Annotated in this window: 19 protein-coding genes and 1 pseudogene; 15 read left to right on the forward strand and 5 right to left on the reverse strand. The window is 67.4% G+C overall.

Annotation, left to right across the window (positions count from 1 at the left end):
• The first annotated feature begins 21 nt into the window (after nucleotides 1–21).
• The 3 genes and pseudogenes from ACWCHM_RS30005 to ACWCHM_RS30015 all read left to right on the forward strand — a co-directional run.
• A complete protein-coding gene (locus tag ACWCHM_RS30005) occupies nucleotides 22–300 on the forward strand; it encodes a hypothetical protein (RefSeq protein WP_454220770.1) in 279 nt (92 codons plus the stop codon).
• Between the two features lie 59 nt (nucleotides 301–359).
• A complete protein-coding gene (locus tag ACWCHM_RS30010; RefSeq protein ID WP_454220772.1) occupies nucleotides 360–1139 on the forward strand; it encodes a transposase family protein in 780 nt (259 codons plus the stop codon).
• A gap of 246 nt (nucleotides 1140–1385) precedes the next feature.
• Nucleotides 1386–1589, forward strand: a pseudogene (locus tag ACWCHM_RS30015) (transposase family protein); the annotation flags it as partial.
• Between the two features lie 34 nt (nucleotides 1590–1623).
• On the opposite strand, the gene ACWCHM_RS30020 reads toward ACWCHM_RS30015, so the two are convergent.
• On the reverse strand, nucleotides 1624–1845 hold the full coding sequence (locus tag ACWCHM_RS30020; RefSeq protein WP_454223245.1) for a hypothetical protein: 222 nt from the start codon (nucleotides 1843–1845) through the stop codon (nucleotides 1624–1626).
• Here ACWCHM_RS30020 and ACWCHM_RS30025 point away from each other — a divergent pair.
• On the forward strand, nucleotides 1763–2608 hold the full coding sequence (locus ACWCHM_RS30025; RefSeq protein ID WP_454223222.1) for an ISAs1 family transposase: 846 nt from the start codon (nucleotides 1763–1765) through the stop codon (nucleotides 2606–2608). The genes ACWCHM_RS30020 and ACWCHM_RS30025 overlap by 83 nt on opposite strands.
• A 143-nt stretch (nucleotides 2609–2751) precedes the next feature.
• Here the strand turns inward: ACWCHM_RS30025 and ACWCHM_RS30030 are convergent, their stop codons facing one another.
• Complete coding sequence (locus ACWCHM_RS30030; RefSeq protein ID WP_454220774.1) at nucleotides 2752–3555, reverse strand: DUF6308 family protein; 804 nt, start codon at nucleotides 3553–3555, stop codon at nucleotides 2752–2754.
• A gap of 288 nt (nucleotides 3556–3843) precedes the next feature.
• Here ACWCHM_RS30030 and ACWCHM_RS30035 point away from each other — a divergent pair, with 288 nt between their 5' ends.
• The 3 genes from ACWCHM_RS30035 to ACWCHM_RS30045 all read left to right on the forward strand — a co-directional run bounded on the left by ACWCHM_RS30035 (nucleotide 3844) and on the right by ACWCHM_RS30045 (nucleotide 6319).
• Nucleotides 3844–4308 (forward strand): transposase, encoded by a 465-nt coding sequence (locus tag ACWCHM_RS30035; protein WP_454223223.1) that lies wholly within the window; start codon nucleotides 3844–3846, stop codon nucleotides 4306–4308.
• Nucleotides 4309–5311: 1003 nt separating this feature from the next.
• The gene (locus ACWCHM_RS30040; RefSeq protein WP_454220776.1) at nucleotides 5312–5683 is read left to right on the forward strand and encodes a hypothetical protein; all 372 of its coding nucleotides are present in this window, start codon (nucleotides 5312–5314) and stop codon (nucleotides 5681–5683) included.
• Between the two features lie 255 nt (nucleotides 5684–5938).
• On the forward strand, nucleotides 5939–6319 hold the full coding sequence (locus ACWCHM_RS30045) for an Mth938-like domain-containing protein (RefSeq protein WP_281902019.1): 381 nt from the start codon (nucleotides 5939–5941) through the stop codon (nucleotides 6317–6319).
• 42 nt (nucleotides 6320–6361) lie between these two features.
• Here the strand turns inward: ACWCHM_RS30045 and ACWCHM_RS30050 are convergent, their stop codons facing one another.
• Nucleotides 6362–6805 carry a DUF4279 domain-containing protein gene (locus tag ACWCHM_RS30050; RefSeq protein WP_454220778.1) on the reverse strand — a complete coding sequence of 148 codons (444 nt, stop codon included), beginning with the start codon at nucleotides 6803–6805 and terminating at the stop codon, nucleotides 6362–6364.
• A 216-nt stretch (nucleotides 6806–7021) separates the two neighbouring features.
• On the opposite strand from ACWCHM_RS30050, the gene ACWCHM_RS30055 reads away from it, so the two are divergent.
• From ACWCHM_RS30055 to ACWCHM_RS30065, 3 genes are read left to right on the forward strand one after another with little or no spacing between them, the layout of a single operon-like run.
• Entirely contained in the window at nucleotides 7022–7492 is a 471-nt protein-coding gene (locus ACWCHM_RS30055; RefSeq protein ID WP_454220780.1) for a DUF4304 domain-containing protein, read from the forward strand.
• A gap of 31 nt (nucleotides 7493–7523) precedes the next feature.
• Complete coding sequence (locus ACWCHM_RS30060) at nucleotides 7524–8015, forward strand: helix-turn-helix domain-containing protein (RefSeq protein ID WP_454220782.1); 492 nt, start codon at nucleotides 7524–7526, stop codon at nucleotides 8013–8015.
• Entirely contained in the window at nucleotides 7994–8575 is a 582-nt protein-coding gene (locus tag ACWCHM_RS30065; RefSeq protein WP_454220784.1) for a transposase, read from the forward strand. The genes ACWCHM_RS30060 and ACWCHM_RS30065 overlap by 22 nt, the downstream gene beginning before the upstream one ends.
• 27 nt (nucleotides 8576–8602) lie before the next feature.
• On the opposite strand, the gene ACWCHM_RS30070 is transcribed toward ACWCHM_RS30065, so the two are convergent.
• Both ACWCHM_RS30070 and ACWCHM_RS30075 read right to left on the reverse strand, forming a co-directional pair.
• The gene (locus ACWCHM_RS30070; protein ID WP_454220786.1) at nucleotides 8603–9280 is read right to left on the reverse strand and encodes a helix-turn-helix transcriptional regulator; all 678 of its coding nucleotides are present in this window, start codon (nucleotides 9278–9280) and stop codon (nucleotides 8603–8605) included.
• 99 nt (nucleotides 9281–9379) lie between these two features.
• Complete coding sequence (locus ACWCHM_RS30075) at nucleotides 9380–10297, reverse strand: UbiA family prenyltransferase (RefSeq protein WP_454220788.1); 918 nt, start codon at nucleotides 10295–10297, stop codon at nucleotides 9380–9382.
• Between the two features lie 797 nt (nucleotides 10298–11094).
• On the opposite strand from ACWCHM_RS30075, the gene ACWCHM_RS30080 reads away from it, so the two are divergent.
• From ACWCHM_RS30080 to ACWCHM_RS30100, 5 genes are read left to right on the forward strand one after another with little or no spacing between them, the layout of a single operon-like run.
• Nucleotides 11095–12918 carry a non-ribosomal peptide synthetase gene (locus ACWCHM_RS30080; RefSeq protein WP_454220789.1) on the forward strand — a complete coding sequence of 608 codons (1824 nt, stop codon included), beginning with the start codon at nucleotides 11095–11097 and terminating at the stop codon, nucleotides 12916–12918.
• Between the two features lie 58 nt (nucleotides 12919–12976).
• Nucleotides 12977–17419 carry a type I polyketide synthase gene (locus tag ACWCHM_RS30085; protein ID WP_421489830.1) on the forward strand — a complete coding sequence of 1481 codons (4443 nt, stop codon included), beginning with the start codon at nucleotides 12977–12979 and terminating at the stop codon, nucleotides 17417–17419.
• 1 nt (nucleotide 17420) lies between these two features.
• The gene (locus tag ACWCHM_RS30090; RefSeq protein WP_454220791.1) at nucleotides 17421–18572 is read left to right on the forward strand and encodes a serine hydrolase domain-containing protein; all 1152 of its coding nucleotides are present in this window, start codon (nucleotides 17421–17423) and stop codon (nucleotides 18570–18572) included.
• Entirely contained in the window at nucleotides 18569–19468 is a 900-nt protein-coding gene (locus tag ACWCHM_RS30095) for a diiron oxygenase (RefSeq protein WP_454220793.1), read from the forward strand. The genes ACWCHM_RS30090 and ACWCHM_RS30095 overlap by 4 nt, the downstream gene beginning before the upstream one ends.
• Nucleotides 19465–20316 carry a class-II aminoacyl-tRNA synthetase family protein gene (locus tag ACWCHM_RS30100; RefSeq protein WP_421489833.1) on the forward strand — a complete coding sequence of 284 codons (852 nt, stop codon included), beginning with the start codon at nucleotides 19465–19467 and terminating at the stop codon, nucleotides 20314–20316. The genes ACWCHM_RS30095 and ACWCHM_RS30100 overlap by 4 nt, the downstream gene beginning before the upstream one ends.
• Nucleotides 20317–20338: the final 22 nt, after the last annotated feature.

Here is a 20338-nt window from a genome sequence, read left to right on the forward strand (position 1 = left end):
CAGGCTAGAAATCGTCTAATGATGACCAAGTCCGTTGTTTCGGCTCGAAGATTGAGCGGCGCGGAAGGTTGCTATTCGTGGGTGTGGGTATTACCCCTGCCTGACGGCAGGTTTCGGGTCGCCGCGATCGAAGTTCCTAAGCAGTTGGTTAACGATGACGCATGCTTCTATGAAGAAGATATGAGCACACCGTATGTAAGAATCGTTGATGAAATCGGCGAGGTAGATGCGGCGGCGCGAGAGGCTGGCGTGGACCCTGCCGATCTGGATGCGCCGTGGAATAACGATTTCCCCTTCTAATGATCCTTCTAAGGGATGTCTCGTAACTCGGTGGCGGGTCCATGGTGGATCATGTTGTGGTGCAGGTGATCACGGCGGCGCGCTCGGAGTGGATCTTCCCGTTCACCGGGCTGCAGCCCGCCCAGTTCCGCAGGCTGGTCAGGCTGGTCGCCGAACGTGGCGGGGACGCCATCGTTGATGGGCGGCCGGGCCGGCAGTGGTCCCTCGACCTCGCCGACCGGGTGCTGCTGGTCGCCGCCTACTGGCGCACGAACCTGACCATGCGGCAGATCGGTCCGCTGTTCGGGGTGTCGCACTCCGCCGCCCACCGGGTCATCGACACCCTCGGCCCCATGCTCGCCCTGGCCCCGGTCCGCCGACGCCGGGTCGAACAGATAGCGATCGTCGACGGCACCCTGGTCCCGACCCGGGACCACCGGCTGGCCGCCCCGAGCAAGAACTACCGCTACTCGACGAACCTGCAGGTCGCCATCGACGCCCACACCCACCTGGTCGTCGCCTTGGGTGACCCGCAGCCGGGCAACCGCAACGACACGATCGTCTATCGCACTTCCGGCATCGACCAGAAGCTGGCCGGACGGCCGGTCATGGCCGACGGCGCCTACCGCGGCAACCCCGACGTGATCATCCCGTACCGCAAACCCACCGACGGCAGCGAACTACCCGACTGGAAGAAGAACCTGAACAAGCACCACCGCACCGTCCGCGCGCAGGTCGAACACGCCCTGGCCCGCATGAAGACCTTCAAGATCCTCCGGGACTACCAACGCGCCGCCAGCACATTGACCGACACCGCTTCCGGCATCGCCCACCTCCACAACATCATCCTGCTCGGATGACACCGACACCGTTGGCCGGCAACGCCATCACCGAGTTACGAGACATCCTTTAGCTGAACTTGCAGTTCAAGCGGACACAGCAAGCCCGGAAATCGATCAGGGCGATTGCATAGTCGGCCGGCGGGCCGCTGACCAGGAGTTCCGAGGCGAGTTCGGCCCCTGTGGAGGCGTAAGAAGCGGGTGAGGCCGCATCGGTGATCATGGAGTTGCGACGCTTCACGACTCCGAGGAAGACCCCACCCGCCGATGGCATCATCTCTCATCCCCGCGCTGGCCGTAGCAGCACCCGCCTCCACCGCCGAGGCAGTGCCAGTCACCGACGGTGAACACGGCGGGCTGCTGCAGGCGCTCGCCGCTGTTCCTGATCCACGCGACCCACGTGGCGTGCGTTACCCGCTGACCCCGCTACTGGCGGTGGCGGTCTGTGCCGTCATGGCCGGGGCGTCGTCGTTCGCCGCGATCACCGATTGGTGTTCGGCTGTACCTAGCTCTGCACTCCAGGCCGTACCCCGACAATTGGCTGCACGACCTGGACGAACAAGCTCAGCAACGGCTCGGGTTCACCGCAGGAGTGCCGGTCGGGCAGCACCGTCTGGCGGCTGCTGACGCGCCTGGACGACACGCTGCTCGGCACCGTCCTGGCCGGCTGGCTGCGCACCCGCGTTCCCGTCGAGGTGACCAGGCCGAGCCGGTACCGCACGGTCATCGCCATCGACGGCAAGACCCTGCGCGGCGCCCGAAGAGCTGACGGCCGCCAGGTGCACCTGCTGTCCGCGCTGGACACCACCACCGGGATCGTGCTCGCCCAGGTCACCGTGGACACCAAGAGCAATGAGATCACGTCGTTCGCGCCGCTGCTCGACGCCGTCGAGACTGTGCTCGGCACCCTGGCCGGGGTGCTGTTCATCGCCGATGCCCTGCACACCCAGACCGGTCACGCCGACGAGGTCACCGCCCGCCGAGCGCACCTGCTCGTGCAGGTCAAGGCAAACCAGCCGACCCTGTTCCACCAGGTGAAACGGCTGCCCTGGGCCCAGATCCCGGTCGGTGACCGCACCCGCGACCACGGTCACGGCCGCCGCGAGACCCGCACCGTCAAAGCCGTCACCGTCGCCACGCCCGGCGGCATCGCCTTCCCGCACGCCCAGCAAGCCATGCGGATCACCCGAACCCGTATCGTCGCTGGTAGGACCAGCCGCGAGACCGCCTACCTGACCGTGTCACTGCCCGCAGGCCAAGCCCTGCCCCGCAACCTGCAGAGCTGGATCCGCCGCCACTGGCACATCGAGAACCGCCTCCATCACGTCCGCGACGTGACGTTCCGTGAAGACCTCCACCAGCCCGGACCGGCACCGGACCCGCCGTCATCGCCACACTGCGTAACACCGCGATCGGCTGGCACCGCACCACCGGCGCGACCAACATCGCCCGCGCCACCCGCCAAGCCAACCGCCGCTCACACGACCTGATCACCGCCGTGACCAGCAGCTACCCGACAACGCAATGGCCCTGGGAAATCGATGAGGGCGGGGATCTATATAAGACAGCAGCCTGGGCTTCTACCGGTTGAGCAAGGCTGCGTACGAGGATCCGAGATGCTACCAGCGTTTGCCTATTCGGCTGCGGGGATCGGTTCAGGCCGTAGCTCCTCTGCTGTGACATGTTGGCCGACTGGCCGGTTGATCCATCGTTCGCCTTGGCCGGGCCGCCGGTATGTCGGCTTGTCGTCCTGCGATGTCCATAAGACGATGTCGATCAGCTGAAGGTCTGGTAGGTCGTGGATCTCGGGAACAGTCGGTGTCACGGCATCCCGCAGAGCCGCTATCTCAGCGCGGTGGATGCGAATCCAGATCGCCAGGGCCCGAACGACCTTGTCGATGCGCTCGTGGCGGTCGAGGCCGTGCTGGCGTGCCTTGTTTGAGAAGCCCCCACGGTTGAAGCCGAACACTTCCGCGACGTGTCCGTCGAGCACGGGAACCGCGCGGGGCCGGTACAGGGCAGCCATCTTGGTGATCTTGGGTCCCCAGACACCGTGGTACCCGAAGTAGCACAGGTCGACAACCGTGACTACGCCGTCGTCGTCCATGGTGTGCAGGTCGGTGTCCTCCGGCACGGCGGCAAGTCGGGCTGCGAAGTCGCGTCGGCGGGACCGGGAGAATCCGGCCACGTCTTCGATGTCCACTCGGCCGGCGAGCGCGTTGGCGTAGAGCAGCGACCAGGTGGTGACCTGATCGAACAGGCCGGAGGCGCGGGTGCTGCGGGCGGCGAGATGATAGGTGACCCATCCGCTGCGTGGCTCGGTGCAGAAGGCAAGCACTCGTCGGGCCGCATCCGTCACGGGCACCGGAGCCAGTACGTCACCGTCGAATCCTGCCGCTGCCGGGTCGATGACCATCTCGGGAAGGTCAGTAGTCACAGCGACACCGTACGGGCTGGCCCCCTAAGAATCGACGGGCGACCTTGCCGCGTAAGGCCGTCGAGAGGTAGATGCTACGTAGTAGCCAATCGTCACTCCGACCCCAGGTCTCCTGCACCGATACGTGATATCTGAGCTGGATTGCCTGGTGGCGGGGTGGGGTATCCACCCGTGGCCGTCCGAGTCGGATCTCGTTGGAGGGGCTGTTAGGCCGACATCCGCGAGGTCGACGCCCGGGTCGAGGCGCAACTGGCCCCTTTCGCCCCGGCGGCGATCCGGCTGCTTGAGATCCCCGGGATCGGCCCGGCCGCCGCTGCCACGATCATCGCCGAGATCGGCGTGGACATGACCCGCTTCCCCACCCCGGCCCACCTCGCCGGCTGGGCCAAGTTCGCGCTCGGCGTCAAGGAATCAGCCGGCCGCCGCAAAGGCACCGGATCGACCGGGCACGGCAACCGCTACCTCGCCCGCGTTCTCGGGCAGATCGCGGTCTCCGCCGCCCGCACCAGCACGTTCCTCGGCGAACGCTACCGGCGCATCGCCCGAAGACGCGGCGCCAAACGCGCCATCGTCGCGGTCGGCCGCTCGGTCCTGACGATCATCTGGCACCTGCTGTCCGACCCCGCAGCCGGCTTCCGTGATCTCGGCGCCGACTTCTACCTCAGCCGCACCGACACCGAGCGCCGCAAACGCAACCACATCCGTCAACTCGAAGCCCTCGGCTACCGCGTCACCCTCGACCTCGCCGCCTAACGCACCGCCTAACAAGACCCATCCCGCGCCGCTTCGCGACGCGGGATGCTGCCGCACGTCGTGGAGCGCGATGTCGACCAGCCGGGCCGGAGTTCCCTGGGTGCTCCATGGGTGCTCGGACGTCGGGGAACTGGCATGCACCCCCTCGGACTGGCGCGGAAGTTGGGCCCCTGCCCCCGGTCGCGGGAAGTAGTGCTACACGGCTCGTGGTCCGGCAGGGGCATGGAACTGCGGTTATCCGGCCGGACCCACCAGGATCCAGGGCTAGACACTCGGACCAACTTTGATAGAGTGCTATCCGGATGAATCCGCCTACAGGGCTGCCGACTACGGATCAGAAGGTTAGGGGTTCGAGTCCCTTCGGGCGCACAAGATCATGAGGGGTCTGACCTGCCGATATGGCGGTCAGGCCCCTTTGTTTTTCTGTCCCTTGTGGTCGGTTGGGTGCTCGGTGGGTGCTCGTGCGACGAGCATCCCTCACGTCCGGTCCTGTCGGACGGGTTGCTGCTGGGTCCAGGCGTGTCCGTGGTCGTGGTTGGGGTGGGTTTCCGGTCTTGTGTGGCAGCGGGGTTTTGGGGTCACCGTTGTCGCTGCTTTCCGTTATGGTCGGTTCACCGTGGGCGTTGTGGCGGGCGGTGGTCAGTAGTCCGATGTCAGTGGCGGGATGTCGTCGTGGATCCGCAGCAACTCAGTGATGTGAAACGGGCGCTTGGGCGGCTGCTGGCTGGGTGGCGTTCGCGGCGTGGGTTGACGCAGGACGATGTCGCGGTGGGCGCACAGCACTCGGAGCACGGTCGCGAATGTCGAGCGGGGTCGGCAGGTCGTGGACCGGGTTTTGTGGGCGCAGTGTGAGTCGTTCCTGCGGGCCGACGGATCTTTCGAGTCGGTCATGCCCGTCTTGCTACTACCAACAGCGGCGCTTCTACTCCAAGGCTCACAAGTCAGACACCGTCACGACTTTGCCGGGGCTGGGGGGTTACGGTGGATGATTAACAATCCGACGATGAGGCTGCAAATGATCAATGTCCAGGAGTTCGCGCGACGGTTGAGTACTCTCGGAGCTGATGCGTTTACCAGCGACGACGTCGTGGACCTGGCGACCACGGCCGATGTTCGCATCAGCGCAGACGTCGAGATCGACGCCACCGTGGCGCAGCGCTTGCTCGACCAGGTCTCGCCCACCCTGCCGGTCACCGGGGCCCAGATCGCGGCGTCGCAATGGCCGCCACCGGAGTCTTCCCGTCCTGCAGCGCCTTTGGTGTCGTTCTCCAGCCCTGGTGCCGTCGACGGACCGGCTGATCAGCCGACCCGACGCCGCAGTTCCGGGTCTGCGGGTAGGGGTCGGCGCCCCGGCTCCCGGCGAACGGGCAGGTGAAACAGCAGTCCCAGCTTCTTCAGCAACCGCCAGCCTGCTCGCCGCAGCCGTCGACTGCGACGCGGGCTGCGAATCCCACTCTCGCCGCCGTCATCGGCTGAACTTCGTCCTCCTGTCCGGCTCCGTACGCCCGGGCCGGCTCGACGCACGACGATCCCGGTAAAGCATGCGGATCGCGGCATGAGCGTAAGGTCTGGCAGCCTGCACAGAACGTTCAGCCGCGGCCGACGCGGCTCCGTCCAACGAGGGGCCGCCATGTCCAGCGAAACAACTCGTTCGCCGCTCGTGCTGGCGATCTCATGGGGCCATATGGACGTCGAGGACGTTGGAGTTGGCAAGGACTTCAAGCTGCACCCCGGCGGTGGCCGTCCGTGGGACTGGTCCGAAACCGGTACCCGCCACAGCCCCGGTGTTCAGCCCGACGATGTCCAAGAGCTTCTGGCCCACGGCGCAACGACCGTCGTGCTGTCGCGTGGCATGCAACTGCAGCTGCAGGTCGACCCGCGTACCCTCAGACTGTTGGAGGAGTGCGGGGTGACCGTCCACGTGGCCGAGACCACCGAGGCAGTCCAGATCTACAACGACCTCGCCACCAGTGGCACCGCAGTCGCAGGGCTGTTCCACTCGACCTGCTGAACGCAACGATCGAGACACGCTTGCAGCGGCAGATGAGGACGGTCATCGGCTCGAATGGGCGGTAAAGTCTCCCGCGTACTCATCCGATTCGACGCTAGCGCCCATCCGTGCGAGCAGTTGGATCTGCTCACAGCTCAGCCACCAGCCCATCGCGTTGTAGCCGCCGTCTGGGTCGTCGAACCAGCGAACCATCATCAGACGTGCGTCGACGTCGCCGCCGTCGACGAGGGCCCGCACCCGATCGGCCGCCGGGGCGATACGGGCGAGCACGGTGGACGCCTGCTCGTCGATTCGTCCGTGCGTCTCACAGCGGATCTCCCACCGATGAGCTGCCGGGACCGGCCCCGGCGATGTGCGACGGCTTCCCATGGCGGCGGTCCGATCCGGTTCAAGCCCGAGACATTCCGTGATCTGTTCGGCTGTCACCGCCTCGCTGTCGAGCCAGAAGTAGCAGTACTGCTGAACCTTCCACGGCCCGTTCACCATGTACGCCAACCTATGCGTTCGGACCCGTGGGCGTGCACTCAATTCGGCTAGATCCGGACGCCGCCGGGTCGACCAACATGACTGACTGTAGTTGATCTTCTAGGGTGGGCGCGGTCGGAGCCGCACTCGCAGATGTCGATAGTTGTCGTGTACTGAGCCCGTGCCTGCCTCTCCCCAGAGGGGAGCTTGCTGTTGGACGAGAGAGGTGATGCCCAGGTGTCTGCGCAATCGCTGTTCGGCAGGCTCGTCAAGGAGGTCGCCGATCAACTCGCAGGGTACGGTTTCGAGCGCGACAAGATGATCTTCCGTCGGTCTTCACCCGAGGGTGATGTGTTGATCATCGAGTTCCAGACGTCCGACTACTCGAGCAGGGCCGAGAAGGTGTTCTACGTCAACGTGGCGTTGGTGCTGGCACCCAAGTGGGAGCGGGATCGGCTGCGCTGCAGACTCCCCGAGTCGGCGAGGCCTCGGGAAGTGCACGGTCTTTGGCGGCGCCGAATCGGTTTCTCCGGTTTCTCCGGTGGTGATCAGTGGCGGGTCACGGATGAGGCGAGCGCGGTTGAGGTGTCGGCCCTGATCCGGAGGCGGCTGGACGAGATCCTGCCGGTGGTGCTGCCGGCGCTCGATCGGGCTGCTACAGATCTTGAATGGCCGGGTCGTCCACTGTGCGTCGGCGCGTCGGCGTGATCTTCGTTGGTGGTCGTTGTAGGCCGGGGTGATGAGGTATCCCGATGGAGGTGGGTTGTCCGCGCGGGGGCGGGCGAAGCGTGAGGCGGTACGGCGGCAGGCTGCCGGGTGGTTCGCCCAGGATGTGTCGGTGCCGGAGATCGCGTGCAGGCTGCGGGTGTCGCAGACTGCGGTGTACGGCTGGCGCAAGCGATGGCAGGCCGGTGGTGAACAGACTCTGGCGTCGAAAGGGCCTGGCGGGTCTCGGTGCCGGCTGGATGAGGGTCGGTTGCGGCGGCTGGCCGATGCTCTGGAGCAGGGGCTGGCGGCGCACGGGTTCGGTAGGGATCAGCGGGGGACCCGGGCGCGGGTGTCGGACCTGATTGCCCGGATGTTCCGCACCCGGCACACGCTGTGGGGGACGGCGAACATCATGTACCGGCTGGGTTGGTCGGTGCAGGTCCCCGCGCATCGGGCGGTCGAGCGTGACGAGGCCGCGGTCACCACGTGGCGGCGGGAGACGTGGCCAGCGGGAAAACGGTAGCGGCGCAGCGGCAGGCGTGGCTGGTCTTCGAAGATGAGGCCGGTCAGACGCTGCGCCCACCGAAGGCACGCACCTGGGGACCACGCGGGCACACCCCCGTGGTCCCGGTGTCGGGGAAGGGCTCCGGCCGCGTCTCGCTCGCCGGGCTGACCTGCTACCGGCCCGGCCAGCGGTCCCGACTGATCTACCGCACGACCACCCATCGCGGCCGCAAGAACGAGCGCCGCAGCTTCAGCGAACGCGACTACATGGCCCTCCTCGATGCCGCCCACCAACAGATCGACGGCCCGGTCGTGCTGGTCTGGCACAACCTGAACACCCACGTTTCCGCCGCCATGCGGCAGATGATCGACGCCCGGGACTGGCTGACCGTGATCCGGCTACCGGCCTACGCCCCGGACCTGAACCCCACCGAGGCCGTGTGGTCCCACCTCAAACGCAGCATCGGCAACCTCGCCGTCACCGGCGTCAACCACCTCCTCGCGATCATCAAGAACCGGCTCCAGAGCATCCAGTACGCACCGACCTACTCGACGGGTTCCTCGCTCACACCGGACTGACCCTTGAACCCGACACAACCTGACAATTCAGGATCTGTAGCGGTGCGGCAGGCCCACCTTGTTGATCGCATCCACGCGCGAAGTTGCCGCCAGCTTGCGGAATATCTTGCGCAAATGAGCTTTCACGGTGGGTTCGCTGATCGCGAGTTCCTTGGCGATCTCGCGGTTGGAGTAGGCGCGGCCGACACACTTGAGCACCTCCCACTCGCGCTCGGTGATGTTGTCCGGGCGCGTGACCCCCTCGGGCTCGCTGCGCTGATCGTTCCCTGCCGCAGCGGCCCGGTTGGCGAGCCGGACGTGTTCGTGCGCCACGCTGCCGATATAGAGCCGGATGCTGATCGCCTCGTGCAGGCGGTCGAACATGTCGGGTAGGCGGTCGGGGCTTTCCGACATCGCCACCTCGCGTAGGACGGGCACCGCCGCGCGCCACAGCAGGATGCCCGCGCGGATCGAGTCGGCGACGAGGATCTTCTGGCGGGCCCGGTCGATGCCGAGTTCGCGGGTGGCGGCCTGCGGGTCGGGTCGTTCCTGGGCGATCGGGCCGAGCAGGTGCAGGCATTCGCCGAGTATCTCTTCGGCTTGACGGCGGGTCTGATCCCAACGGTCGGCCGTGGCGACGAGAGGGCTGTCAGCGTCGCGCAGAGCCCGCTCGTAGCGGGCGAGGATCTCGACGGTATGCGCTCGGAAACTGTCGACCAGCGACACCCTGTGCCTCGTAATCCTCTGCCTCGTACGACCTTTGGACCAGGAATCTGCACACAGCTTCTCTGAGGATATCCCACGACGCAACATCTTTTGTTGTGGTCAGAACGTGTTGCGGCAGACAAGGGAAATTCCTAGCGCGACGATAGCTCCATATTGACCGACCATGAAGCTGCGGTAGGGGTGACCGAGGGAGTCGGCGGTGAGTGAGCGGCAGTCGCGGGCGAGGCGGGACGCCGCCGCTGTGAGTACCAGCATGGACGGTAGCAGGATCGGTGCTGCCAAGGTGGCCGCCGTGAGGCCCGTCGCCGCGACCCCGACCGCTAGTACGGCGGTGTACCGAGCGACGGGATTGACCCCGTGCCGCACCGCGAACGTGCGCCGTCCCGCCAGGGTGTCACCCGGCACGTCCGTCAGATCCTTGGCCAGGGCACCCACCAGCCCCATCCACGATGACATGATCAGGCCGAAGACGATCGCGGCGGTGCTGAAGCCCTGCGCGACACCCATGCCCCCCAGGAAGGTCAGCAGCCCCAGGCCGGTGACGACGGCCGAGGTGGCCACCCCCTGGTGCTTGGCCGGGAACGGAGGACCCGAGTAGGCAAACCCCAGGCCCAGGAAGACCAGTACTTCGACCTCGATGCCGGCCACCGCGCCGGCGCCGAGCGCCAGGGTGGCCATGCCGCCTGTCAGCACCGCCGCGCTCGACCGGGGCAGTCGCCCCGACGCGACAGGGCGCCGCGAGCCGTTACCGCGGTCCTCGGCGACGTCCATGACTCCGTTGAAGATGTAGACGGCGACGGCGGCCGAGAACCACGCCACGGCGCCGACGGCGATCGCGTCGAGGTGGGCACGCGCCTGGCCGGCAAGCGCCGCCCCGGCCAAGAAGCGGCTGAGGAACATCACCTGGACCAGTGGCCGGGACTCCAGCAGCCCCATGGCCAACGTGTGACCTGCGGCGCTGGTCGCGTTGAGCACCTCGACTGGAAATGTGGATTTTCGGCGATCGTTCTGCGTCATTTTCGTGAACCCCGTTTTCACGCTGACCCGATGAAAGCAATGCAGCACCAGCCTCGTTCCTCAATTAAGGAATGTCCAGAGGAGGCCCGCTTGCGGGGGTGGCGACTCCACGACGCGCGGCGCGAGTCACGCCAACGGTGGTGGCAGTCAGGTCTGACACCGGCGAGGCGATAGTAAGCTGCCGGTTGCTCTCGGTTCTGGTAACAACCTGGCTCACCGTCTGAGCTTGCGGTTGCAGGTGACCCGGCAGGGGAATCCCGGCCCGCAACAATCAGAACGAAGCTTTCCATCATGATCGCTCGGAGCGTCGCACGGGTCACGGCGGTCGCGCGGCATGTCGTGCCATGGGTCAAGCGATCCTTCCGCCATCGACCCCCAGCATCCGGGCCTGCTGGGCCAGGCCGCCCACGGGCGAGCCCGGCGACGCCGTCGTCAGACCCGTGCCCGCCGGTGCCGCCAGAGCACCCCGGCTGAATAGCGGTTGTTCCCTGGTCAGGTGGCAATTGGGCGGCTGCGTGCCAAACGCCGATCCGACCAGCTGGATCGCGTTTGTACGTGCAGTTGTCGGTCGTTGAGGGATTACTGCGGAATGATGGCCGTAATCCTTTCGAACGAGTGGGTCGGTGTTGACTGAAAAAGTGGCCCTTGTTAGCGTCGGGACGACCTTCTGGAATCGTCACGCTTTTGATCTTTGCGTTGTCTGAGCTTACGGTCGACTACGGGGAGTTGTTATGCCATCGGCGTCGTTCGTGAACAGTGGTCGTCGGTCGATTGTCGAACAGTGCCGTCGGCGAGCGATGAGCACGCCCGACGCGGTGGCCGTGGCCGACGCCACGGAATCCTTATCCTGGGCGGATTTCTGGCACCGGGTAGAGGCGACCGCCGGCGTGTTGCGCGCTGCCGGCTGCGGGCCCGCCCGCCCGATCGCGATCTGCATGGCACCGACGGTGAATCGTCTGGTGGCGATGCTTGCCGTGATGGGGATCGGCGCGCCGTACGTCCCGGTCGACCCGCACTACCCCGATTCCAGGATTCGCTCCATGGCCGACGCGGCCGACGTGGGGTGTGTCCTCGTCGACGAAACAACCGAGAAGAGCTTCGCTGCGCTGCCGTACCGGCTCCTGAACCCCTTGCCATGCTCACCCGATCAGGGCGGAGCCGCTGTCGTCGAGCCGGGGAGCGCCGACCTGGCGTACCTCATCTTCACCTCCGGATCGACGGGCGAGCCGAAGTGCGTCGCTATCGAGCACGGCGGTGTCGAGAACCTGTTCGCGGCACTGGACCTGGTGTTGCCGAGACCGCGCAGTTGGCCGGAGGAATGCTGGCTCGCCGCGGCCAGCATCTGCTTCGATCTGTCGGTTGTGGAATTGTTCTGGCCGTTGACCCGGGGTATCCCCGTCATGCTCGCCGCTTCCGATTCCCTGGCCGGCAGGAACAGTGACGGTGTCGAGGTGCTCAACAGCATGCTGACCAGCGGGCGGGTCACCCACTTCTTCGTGACGCCCTCGCTGGTGCAGCTCATGCTGCAGGACCGCGCGATCGCCGGCGGTATCAGCAAGCTGCGGGTGCTGATCCTGGGCGGCGAGATCGTCCAGCCCGGGCTGGTCGGCCAGCTCAGCGCGGTGGAACACGTCTACAACGCCTACGGCCCGACCGAGGCCACCGTAGCGACGACACTGCACGAGTGCTCCGACCGTGACACCGGCTACGTACCGATCGGGCGGCCCCTGCACGGCTACACCGTGCGTGTCGTTGACGAGGCTGGGCGGGAATGCTCTCAGGGCGAACCTGGTGAGCTGCTGATCGCCGGTCCCGGCCTCGCCCGGGGTTACGTCAACGACCCAGAGCTCACCGCCCGCAAGTTTCCCGTCCTGGGCGATGGAGAGGACCGGCGGCGCTGGTATCGCAGCGGCGACCTGGTCAGTGTCGGTGCCGACGCCACCCTGCGCTACCACGGCCGGATTGACGGTCAGGTCAAGGTGCGGGGCTATCGAATCGAGCTTGGCGAAATCGAGGCGACGATCCGTGCGATGGCTGAGGTCGGGGAGGCCGTCGTGCTGCCCGTCCGGGATGACGCCGGCAGGGTGAGCGGGCTTGTCGCGGCGGTGAAACCTGCCGCACCCGGTCTCACGGCAGACACGGTCAGGACCCGGCTCGGTGAGTCCCTTCCGTGGTACGCGGTACCGCACCTGGTGCGGATCATGTCCGCGCTGCCGCTTGCCGTGAGCGGCAAGGTGGACCGACGGGCGGTGGAACGGTTACTGGCCGGCAGCGGCCCCGGGGCAGCCCACGCCGGCCGGGAGGGCCGTTCCTACGAACAGATTGTCGCCGATGCCTGGGCCACGGTGCTCGGCACGGATCGGTCGTTCGCCACTGACGAGCGGTTCTTCGACGTCGGCGGCAACTCGGCACAGCTCGGCTCGGTCTTCACCCAGCTGGTCAACGCTGTCCCCGAGGCGGACCTGCGGCTGATCGACCTCTATCGGCACCCAACCGTCGCCGCGATGGCGGCACGACTGCGTACACCCGCGCCCACACCGCACCGGGCCGGCGGCTGGGTTCGTCCGGGTGGCGCGTCGAGCGCGGCGGAACGGAGGCGTCTGGCCCGGCGGGCGACGTAGGGCAGCGTGCGAGGTAGGAGCAGAAAGAGACGGCACCACCCACGGGAGGATCCGGTCAATGAGCTACGAGGACAGCGTAGCGATCATCGGAATGGCCTGCCGGTTTCCCGGCGCGGACACCCTTGAGAGGTTCTGGTCGAACCTGGTGGGGGGCGTGGAGTCGATCACTGTGACCGACGGGCCGTCCGGGTGGATACACGCTTCGGCCCTCTTGGACGGCATCGACCGGTTCGACGCCGGCTTCTTCGGCTACAGCCCACGCGAAGCGGCGCTACTCGACCCACAGCAGCGGCTCTTCCTCGAGGTCTGCTGGGAGGCACTCGAGGATGGCGGCGCGGCGGGTCAGCGGGGCACGCCGGATGTCGGCGTGTACGGCGGCTGCGGCACCAGCCTCTACCTGATGCACCACCTCGGGCGGCAGGCGAGCAAGCCGCTGCCGAACTTTCTTGACTCGGCGCAGGACCTACAGCTGATCATGGCCGCCGGAGGCGACTTCCTGACCAGCCGGGTGTCGTACAAACTCGATCTCAACGGTCCCAGCGTGAGCGTCCATGCCGCCTGCGCCACCGGCCTCTACGCGCTGCACCTGGCTTGCCAGGCGTTGCTGGCGGGCGAGTGCGACATGGCCCTCGCCGGCGCGGCGCACGTACCGGTGCCGCAGATCGATCGTTATCAGCCAGAGCCCGGTCTGGTGCTCTCCGCGGACGGGCACTGCCGGACCTTCGATGCGGGTGCCACCGGGACGATCTTCGGCAGCGGCGTCGGCGCAGTCCTGCTCAAGCCGTTCGACCGGGCGATGGCCGACGGCGACCGGGTGTATGCGGTAGTCCGCAGTACCGCGATCAACAACGATGGGTCCGGCAAACCGGGGTTCAGCTCCCCGAGCCTGTCGGGTCAGGCCGCAGTGATCCGTCAGGCGCTCGCCGCCGCCGACGTCGAGCCCGGCTCGATCTCCTACGTCGAGGCGCACGGCACCGCGACACCGACCGGCGATCCCATCGAGGTCGCGGCGTTAACCGAGGTGTTCGGAGGGGTCCCGCCCGGCTCCTGTGCCCTGGGCTCGGTCAAGACCAATATCGGGCATCTGAGCTGGGCCGCCGGCATCGCCGGGCTGATCAAAACGGCGCTCGCTCTCTGGCACCGGACGCTGCCGGCCTCGTTGCACTACCGGGAGCCTAATCCGGGCATCGACTTCGCCGGGTCGCCCTTCTTCGTACAGTCCGAGACCGCGGGGTGGGAGTCCGGTGGGACACCGCGTCGGGCCGGGGTCAGCGCCTTCGGCCTGGGTGGCACGAACGCGCACGCGATCCTGGAGGAGGCACCACCCGGTCCCGCCGAAACCGGCACCGACGCCAGAATCCAGGTACTACCCCTCTCCGGCGAGTCCGAGCCCGCAGTGCGTGAGCTGGCGTCGCGGATCGGTACGGCCCTGCTGGGCGAGGCCGCGCCGAGCGCCGCTGACGCCGCGTTCACCCTCGGCACGGGGCGTCGACACTTCCCGTACCGGGCGGCGGTCGTCGGTTCAGACCGCAAGACGCTCGCCATGCTGCTGGATGCCGTGACGAATGGCGAGGCGGACGCGGCAGACGGGTTCGATGGAGAGATCGGGCTCCACTCCGGCGTCGCCCGTGACGCCGTACCCCGGCTGACCGCGCTCTTCTCCGGGCACGGTGCCGAATACCTGGAGGCCTGTCGCGATCTCTACCTGACCGAGCCCGTGTTCCGCAGCTTCATCGAACGTGTCGACCCGCACTACCAGCAGCTCATCGGCCACCGCCTCTCCAGTTTCCTCTATCAGGATGAGGCGCGCCGGGGGATGCCGATCACCGACTTCCGGCTGGCCCAGCCGGTCGTCTACACCCTGCAGGCGGCGCTGCTCACCCTCTGGCGCCACTGGGGCATCGAGCCGGACGGGTACGTCGGCCACAGCCTCGGCGAGTACGCGGCGGCGTACGGTGCGGGCGTCTTCGACTTCACGACCGGGCTGTATCTCGTGTCCGAGCGTGCCCGGCTGTTCAGCACCCTGCCCGAGTCCGGTGCTATGGCCGCCGTCTTCGCCGACGAGCGTTGGGTGCGGGAGCTGCTGGCCGAGCATGATCAGGTCGACCTCGCGGCGGTCAACGCGCCGAACCGTACCGTGATCTCCGGTGACGGCGCCGCCGTCCGAGCCGCCACTGCGGAGGCCGAGCGGCGCGGCATCATCTGTAAGCCCCTGCGGGTCGGCCGCGCCGCGCACTCCCGGCAGGTCGACGCGATCCTCGACGCCTACGCCGCCGTACTGGACGCCGTTGACCTGCGCCCGCCGGTGCATACGCTCGTGTCCACGCTCACCGGCGCACCGGCCACGGCGGAGATCGCGACGCCCGAATACTGGCTGCGGCAACTGCGCCAGCCGGTCCGGTTCGTCGCCGCGATCCGCGCAGCCGTCGGGGAGGTGCCCGGCATCCTGCTCGAGATCGGCCTGGCCGACACCCTCACCGGCCTGTCCCAGCTCACCCTCGGCACCGACCCCCGGAACGAGCCGACCTGCCTCGAAACGCTGCGCTGGGATCGCAACGACGTCGCCTCCACCCGGCTCGCGCTGGCCGGTGCGTACACGGCGGGACTGGAGGTGGACTGGTCGTCCGTTTCGCCCGGCGGCCGTACCGTCACCCTGCCCACCTATCCCTTCCAGCGGGGGCGGCACTGGGTCGAGGCGGTGCCGACCGGTGGGGACACGGCGGTCGGGCGCGTTGATGACGACCTCCCGGAGAGCCCCGACGGGGTAGCTCAGGACGGTCCCGCCCTCTACTCGGTCACCTGGGCCGACGCGCCGGCGATCCCGCTGACCCGAGCGCCGGGCCGGGTCCTAGTCGTCGCCCCGTCCGTACATTCGGCCGCCGAACTGACCCGGGAGCTGGAGCGCCTCGGAGCCGAGGTTCTGGTCCACGTCCACACCGACGACGCGGTGGCGGACACCGTGCGGGTGCTGACCAGCCTTCGGCCGGCGACGGTCGTCAACGCCGTTCCCGTGCTGCGCAAGCGGCAGACCGACCTGGGTGAGCTTTCCACCCGTACGGGTTCGGCCCTCGACGAGGTGGCCGCGGCCGGGGGAGCGGTCACCCTGCAACTCTTCCAGGCGCTGGCCAGGGCGAACCTGCCCGCCGTCGTCTACACCGTGACTGCTGGTGCCCGTCGCGTCCTGACCTCAGACGACGTGGTCTCCGCGCAGGGCGCGATCATCGGTTTGGCCCGAACCGCGCGTACGGAGTTCCCGGCCGTCCGGCACGTTCTCGTTGATCTCGACGCGGCCGCGACCAAGCAACGGTGGACCGCGACGATGTCGTCGTTCGCCGCCGTCCTCGGTTCCCTCACCGTCGGCTCCGGTGACGCCGAGTTGGCGCTGCGCGGTGACCGGGTGCTGCTGCCCCGACTCCGGCATACCCCGGTGCCCGTGCAGGCCGGGCCGTCCCGTCTCGATCCGGAGGGCTGGTATCTGGTCGTCGGCGGACTGTCCGGTGTCGGCCTGGAGTGCGCGCATGCGCTGCTGGAGCTCGGTGGCCGGCGGTTGGTCCTCGGTGGCCGGTCGGCACCCCGCCCGGAGCAGGAGCGGCGGCTACGGAGACTGGCCGAGGAGTTTGGGGCGGAGATCCTGACCGAGAGGGTGGACGTCACCTCTGCACAGCAGGTCGACCGGCTCTTCGTCAGCTACGGCGGGACGGGCGCGGGCATCCGGGGCGTCGTGCACGCGGCGGGCGTCATCGACGATGCGACCATCGACCGGACGGATTGGCGCGGCATCGAAGGGGTGCTGGCACCGAAGGTGGAGGGTGCATGGAACCTGCACCGTAGTGCCGCCGAGCACGCGCCCGCCCTCGACCTGTTTGTCATGACGTCCTCCTTCACGGGGCTGTTCGGTAATCCCGGGCAGGCGGCGCACGCGGCAGCCTGCGCCTACCTGGACGCGTTGGCCGGGCATCGTCGGGCACTCGGCCTCCCTGGCTTGTCGATCAACCTGGGTTCCTGGTCGGACGTCGGCTATCTGGCCGGTAAAACCGCGTTCCTGCTCCGGCTCGACGAGCAGGGCCTCGGCACGTTCACCAGCGCCGAGGGGCGCCCACTGCTGCGTGCCGTGATGGCCAGCCGGTCTTCGGGACAGGTGGGGCTGTTGGCGGTCCGTTGGAAGGATCTCGACCCGGAGCACCACCTCGCCTCCAACCCGCTCACCGGCGACCTGACCGGTGCGCTGCCCGCGCTCACCGTCGCCGCGCCCGAGGCGGCCCCGGAGGACGTACTGGCCTGTTGTGTGGAGGTCGTAGCGCGGGAACTGGGTTTCGACCGCGACGAGATCGACGGGCTCGACCTGGCGCGGGCGGGCATGGACTCACTCAATGCCCTCACCATCCGCAACCGGCTGCAGCGCCGTCTGTCGGTACCGCTGCCTCCCTCGATCTGCTTCGACAGACCAACCGTGGGCGAGCTGGCCGAGGAGATCGAGCGGCGGATGCGGGAGGGGGCCTGATTTGGAACACATCGTCGGCACCCACACCGAAGAGTTCCTCCCGTTGGCTGAGGAGTTCGACCGGATCCACCGTGAAGGGCTGGACTCCCACAGCGAGCTCTGCGTGTACGTGGACGGCGAGGAGCGGGTCCGGCTGCGCTCCGCGCAGCGCACACACGACCAGGTGCAGAACGTACGCTCGGTCAGCAAGGCCCTGCTTGCCGTCATCACGCACGCGCTGCACGAGCGGGGCGCGATCGACATCGATTCCCCGATGGCCGAGGTCTGGCCGGAGTTCGCCGCGGCCGGCAAGACCTCGCTGACGCTGGCCACCTTCCTCGCTCACCAGGCGGGTCTGGTAGGCGTCGATCGTCGGCTCTCCGTCGATGACGTGCTTGACTGGTATCCGGCCGTTGATGCCCTCGCGGCGCAGCGCCCCTACTGGGAGCCGGGAACCGACCACGGCTACCACGACCTGACCTTCGGGTGGGGCGTCGGCGAATTCCTGCGGCGGGCCACGGGCAAGCGTGTGGACGAGCTCTTCCAGGAGCACTTCCGCGAGCGGCTCGGTGCCGAGGTTCGCATCGGCATCAACGACCTGACTCGCTTCGCACCGTTCCGCCAGACACAGCCGACCGGCACCAGCACCGCCGCGGACATCCTGGCCCTGCTCGGCGACCGCACCTCGTTGTTGAGCCGCTCCCAGCGCAACCCGAACCTGACGGGTGTGGAGAACTCTCTGCGGTACCTGGGCGCCGAGGTGCCCGCCTGCAACGCTGTCTCCTCCGCAAGCGCACTTGCGAGGATCCTCGCCGCCACGATCGGCACCGTCGACGGCGTACGCCTGTGGAACGAGTCGACCCTGCGACGCGCCACCCGGCTACGGCGGCGCGGGCCGGACCGGGTCTTCGCCCGGGAGCGCGCGTACGCGCTCGGGTTCATGTTGCCTGGCCCCCACCTACCGCAGGCGGGTCTGACGGTCGACTCGTTCGGTCACTACGGGCAGGACTGTGCGCTGGTCTTCGCCGTGCCGGCCGAGAACCTGGCCTTCGCGTACACGACCACTCAGCTCAACCGCCGAATCGACCAGTACACGAGGACCGACGACCGCATGGACCGGCTGGGCCGGCTGGCCCTGGAATCGGCAAGAACCAGGAGGGTATGTCGATCATGACGTCTACGCTCATCGACACCAGCGAGCGGCTCCGAGAAGTCCTGAACCGGCTCAGCTCGAAGTCTGTCGAGGACTACTACAACCCCTACCAGATGTTCGAGTGGCCACAAGCACTCCCGGAGCGTGCGTGGTGGATGAGCCCCGAGCTGACGACCACGTACGACACGGAGGTCGCGCGCGAGCTGAGCGAGGAACAGCTGTACCGGCTCTCGAAGTACGAGAGTCTCAACTTCTACAGCCTCAACGTGCACGGGATCCGCGAGTTGCTCATCGAGGTCACCCGCCGGATACACACCGTCGAGTTCGCTACGCCGTCGGAGTTCTTCCACCATTTCATCGGTGAAGAGAACGAGCATATGTGGTTCTTCGCCCAGTTCTGCCTGCGCTATGGCGGCAAGCTCTACAAGCAGCCGCGTGGTGGTGCCGAGACCATTCCGCCGAGCGACGCGGCGAGTCTGCTCGTCTTCGCCCGCATCCTGATCTTCGAGGAACTGGTGGACCACTTCAACGCCAAGATGGCGCTCGACGACCGCCTGGACGTCACCATTCGGAAGATCAACCAGATTCACCACCAAGACGAGTCCCGCCACATCGCGTTCGGGCGGGAGTTGGTCCGGCTGCTCTTCGACGGGTTCCGCGAGCGGGCTACGCCGGAGGAACTGGCCCAGGTCGCCGACTACCTGAGCCGCTACCTGACCTACAGTTTCGAGTCGCTGTACAACCCGCAGGTCTACAAGGACGCAGGCATCCCCAACCCCCTGGAGATACGGCGACGCTTGCTCGACGACCCGCGTCGGGCTGAGTTCGAGGCGCAGGTGTTCCGCAAGACCAACTCGTTCCTGACCCGGCACGGACTCGTCGCGGTCGGCGCGGCGGGAACCGGGGCCGTCCGATGAGCGACGCGGGGTGCCACCGGATCACCGGCGGCCGGGCCATCCTGGGGCCTGCCGAGACCGCCCTGCTGCGGCTGCTGGACGACACCTTCCGCGGCTGGGCGACGGAGGAGGGTGGCCTCGAGCTCTCCGCGCCGCCGGTCTATGCCGTGGACGAGCTGGCGAACTTCGACGTCTACACCAACTTTCCGCATCTCGCGCTGGTCGCCGGCGGCCTGCGCGCACCGGTTTCCGGTCCCGACGGTGACCACTTCGCAGCCGACCAGGTCGCCCCTGCCCGGCTTGGGCTGTCCACGGCGACCTGCTTCGGCGCGTACCTCTACTTCCAGGACCGAATCGTGCCGGCGGACACCCTGGTGACGCTCGTCAACCGCTGCTTTCGCAGCGAGGAGCACTTCGATGGCCTACGTCGCCTACTCACCTTCCAGATGCGCGAGATCGTTGCGCTCGGGTCGTATCAGCACACGCAGGAGGTGATCGCCCGTTACCGGAGCAGAATCGAGAAACTGCTCGGCGAGCTTTCGCTGGAGTTCACCGTGGACGCTGCTTCCGACCCCTTCTTCGAGAAGGGCGGCGCTCGCGCCCTGCTCCAGCGGATGCAGCCGGTGAAGTACGAGTTCAGCGTCGACGGCCTCGCGATCGCCTCGGTCAATACGCATCGCAACTTCTTCGGCGAGCGCTGCCGCATCGGCATCGACCTGCCGGATGGCACGACCGGGAGCACGGCCTTCACCGGCTGCGTCGCTTTCGGGCTGGAGCGGTGGGTGAGCGTGCTGACCGATCGGTATAGGTCGGCCGGTCGCGCACACGAGATGGTCGAACGGACGATTCGTGAGCGGCAGTCCGTCTAGCGCCCTGCGGATCGATATGGAC

It is taken from the genome of Micromonospora sp. SCSIO 07396, assembly GCF_053667945.1.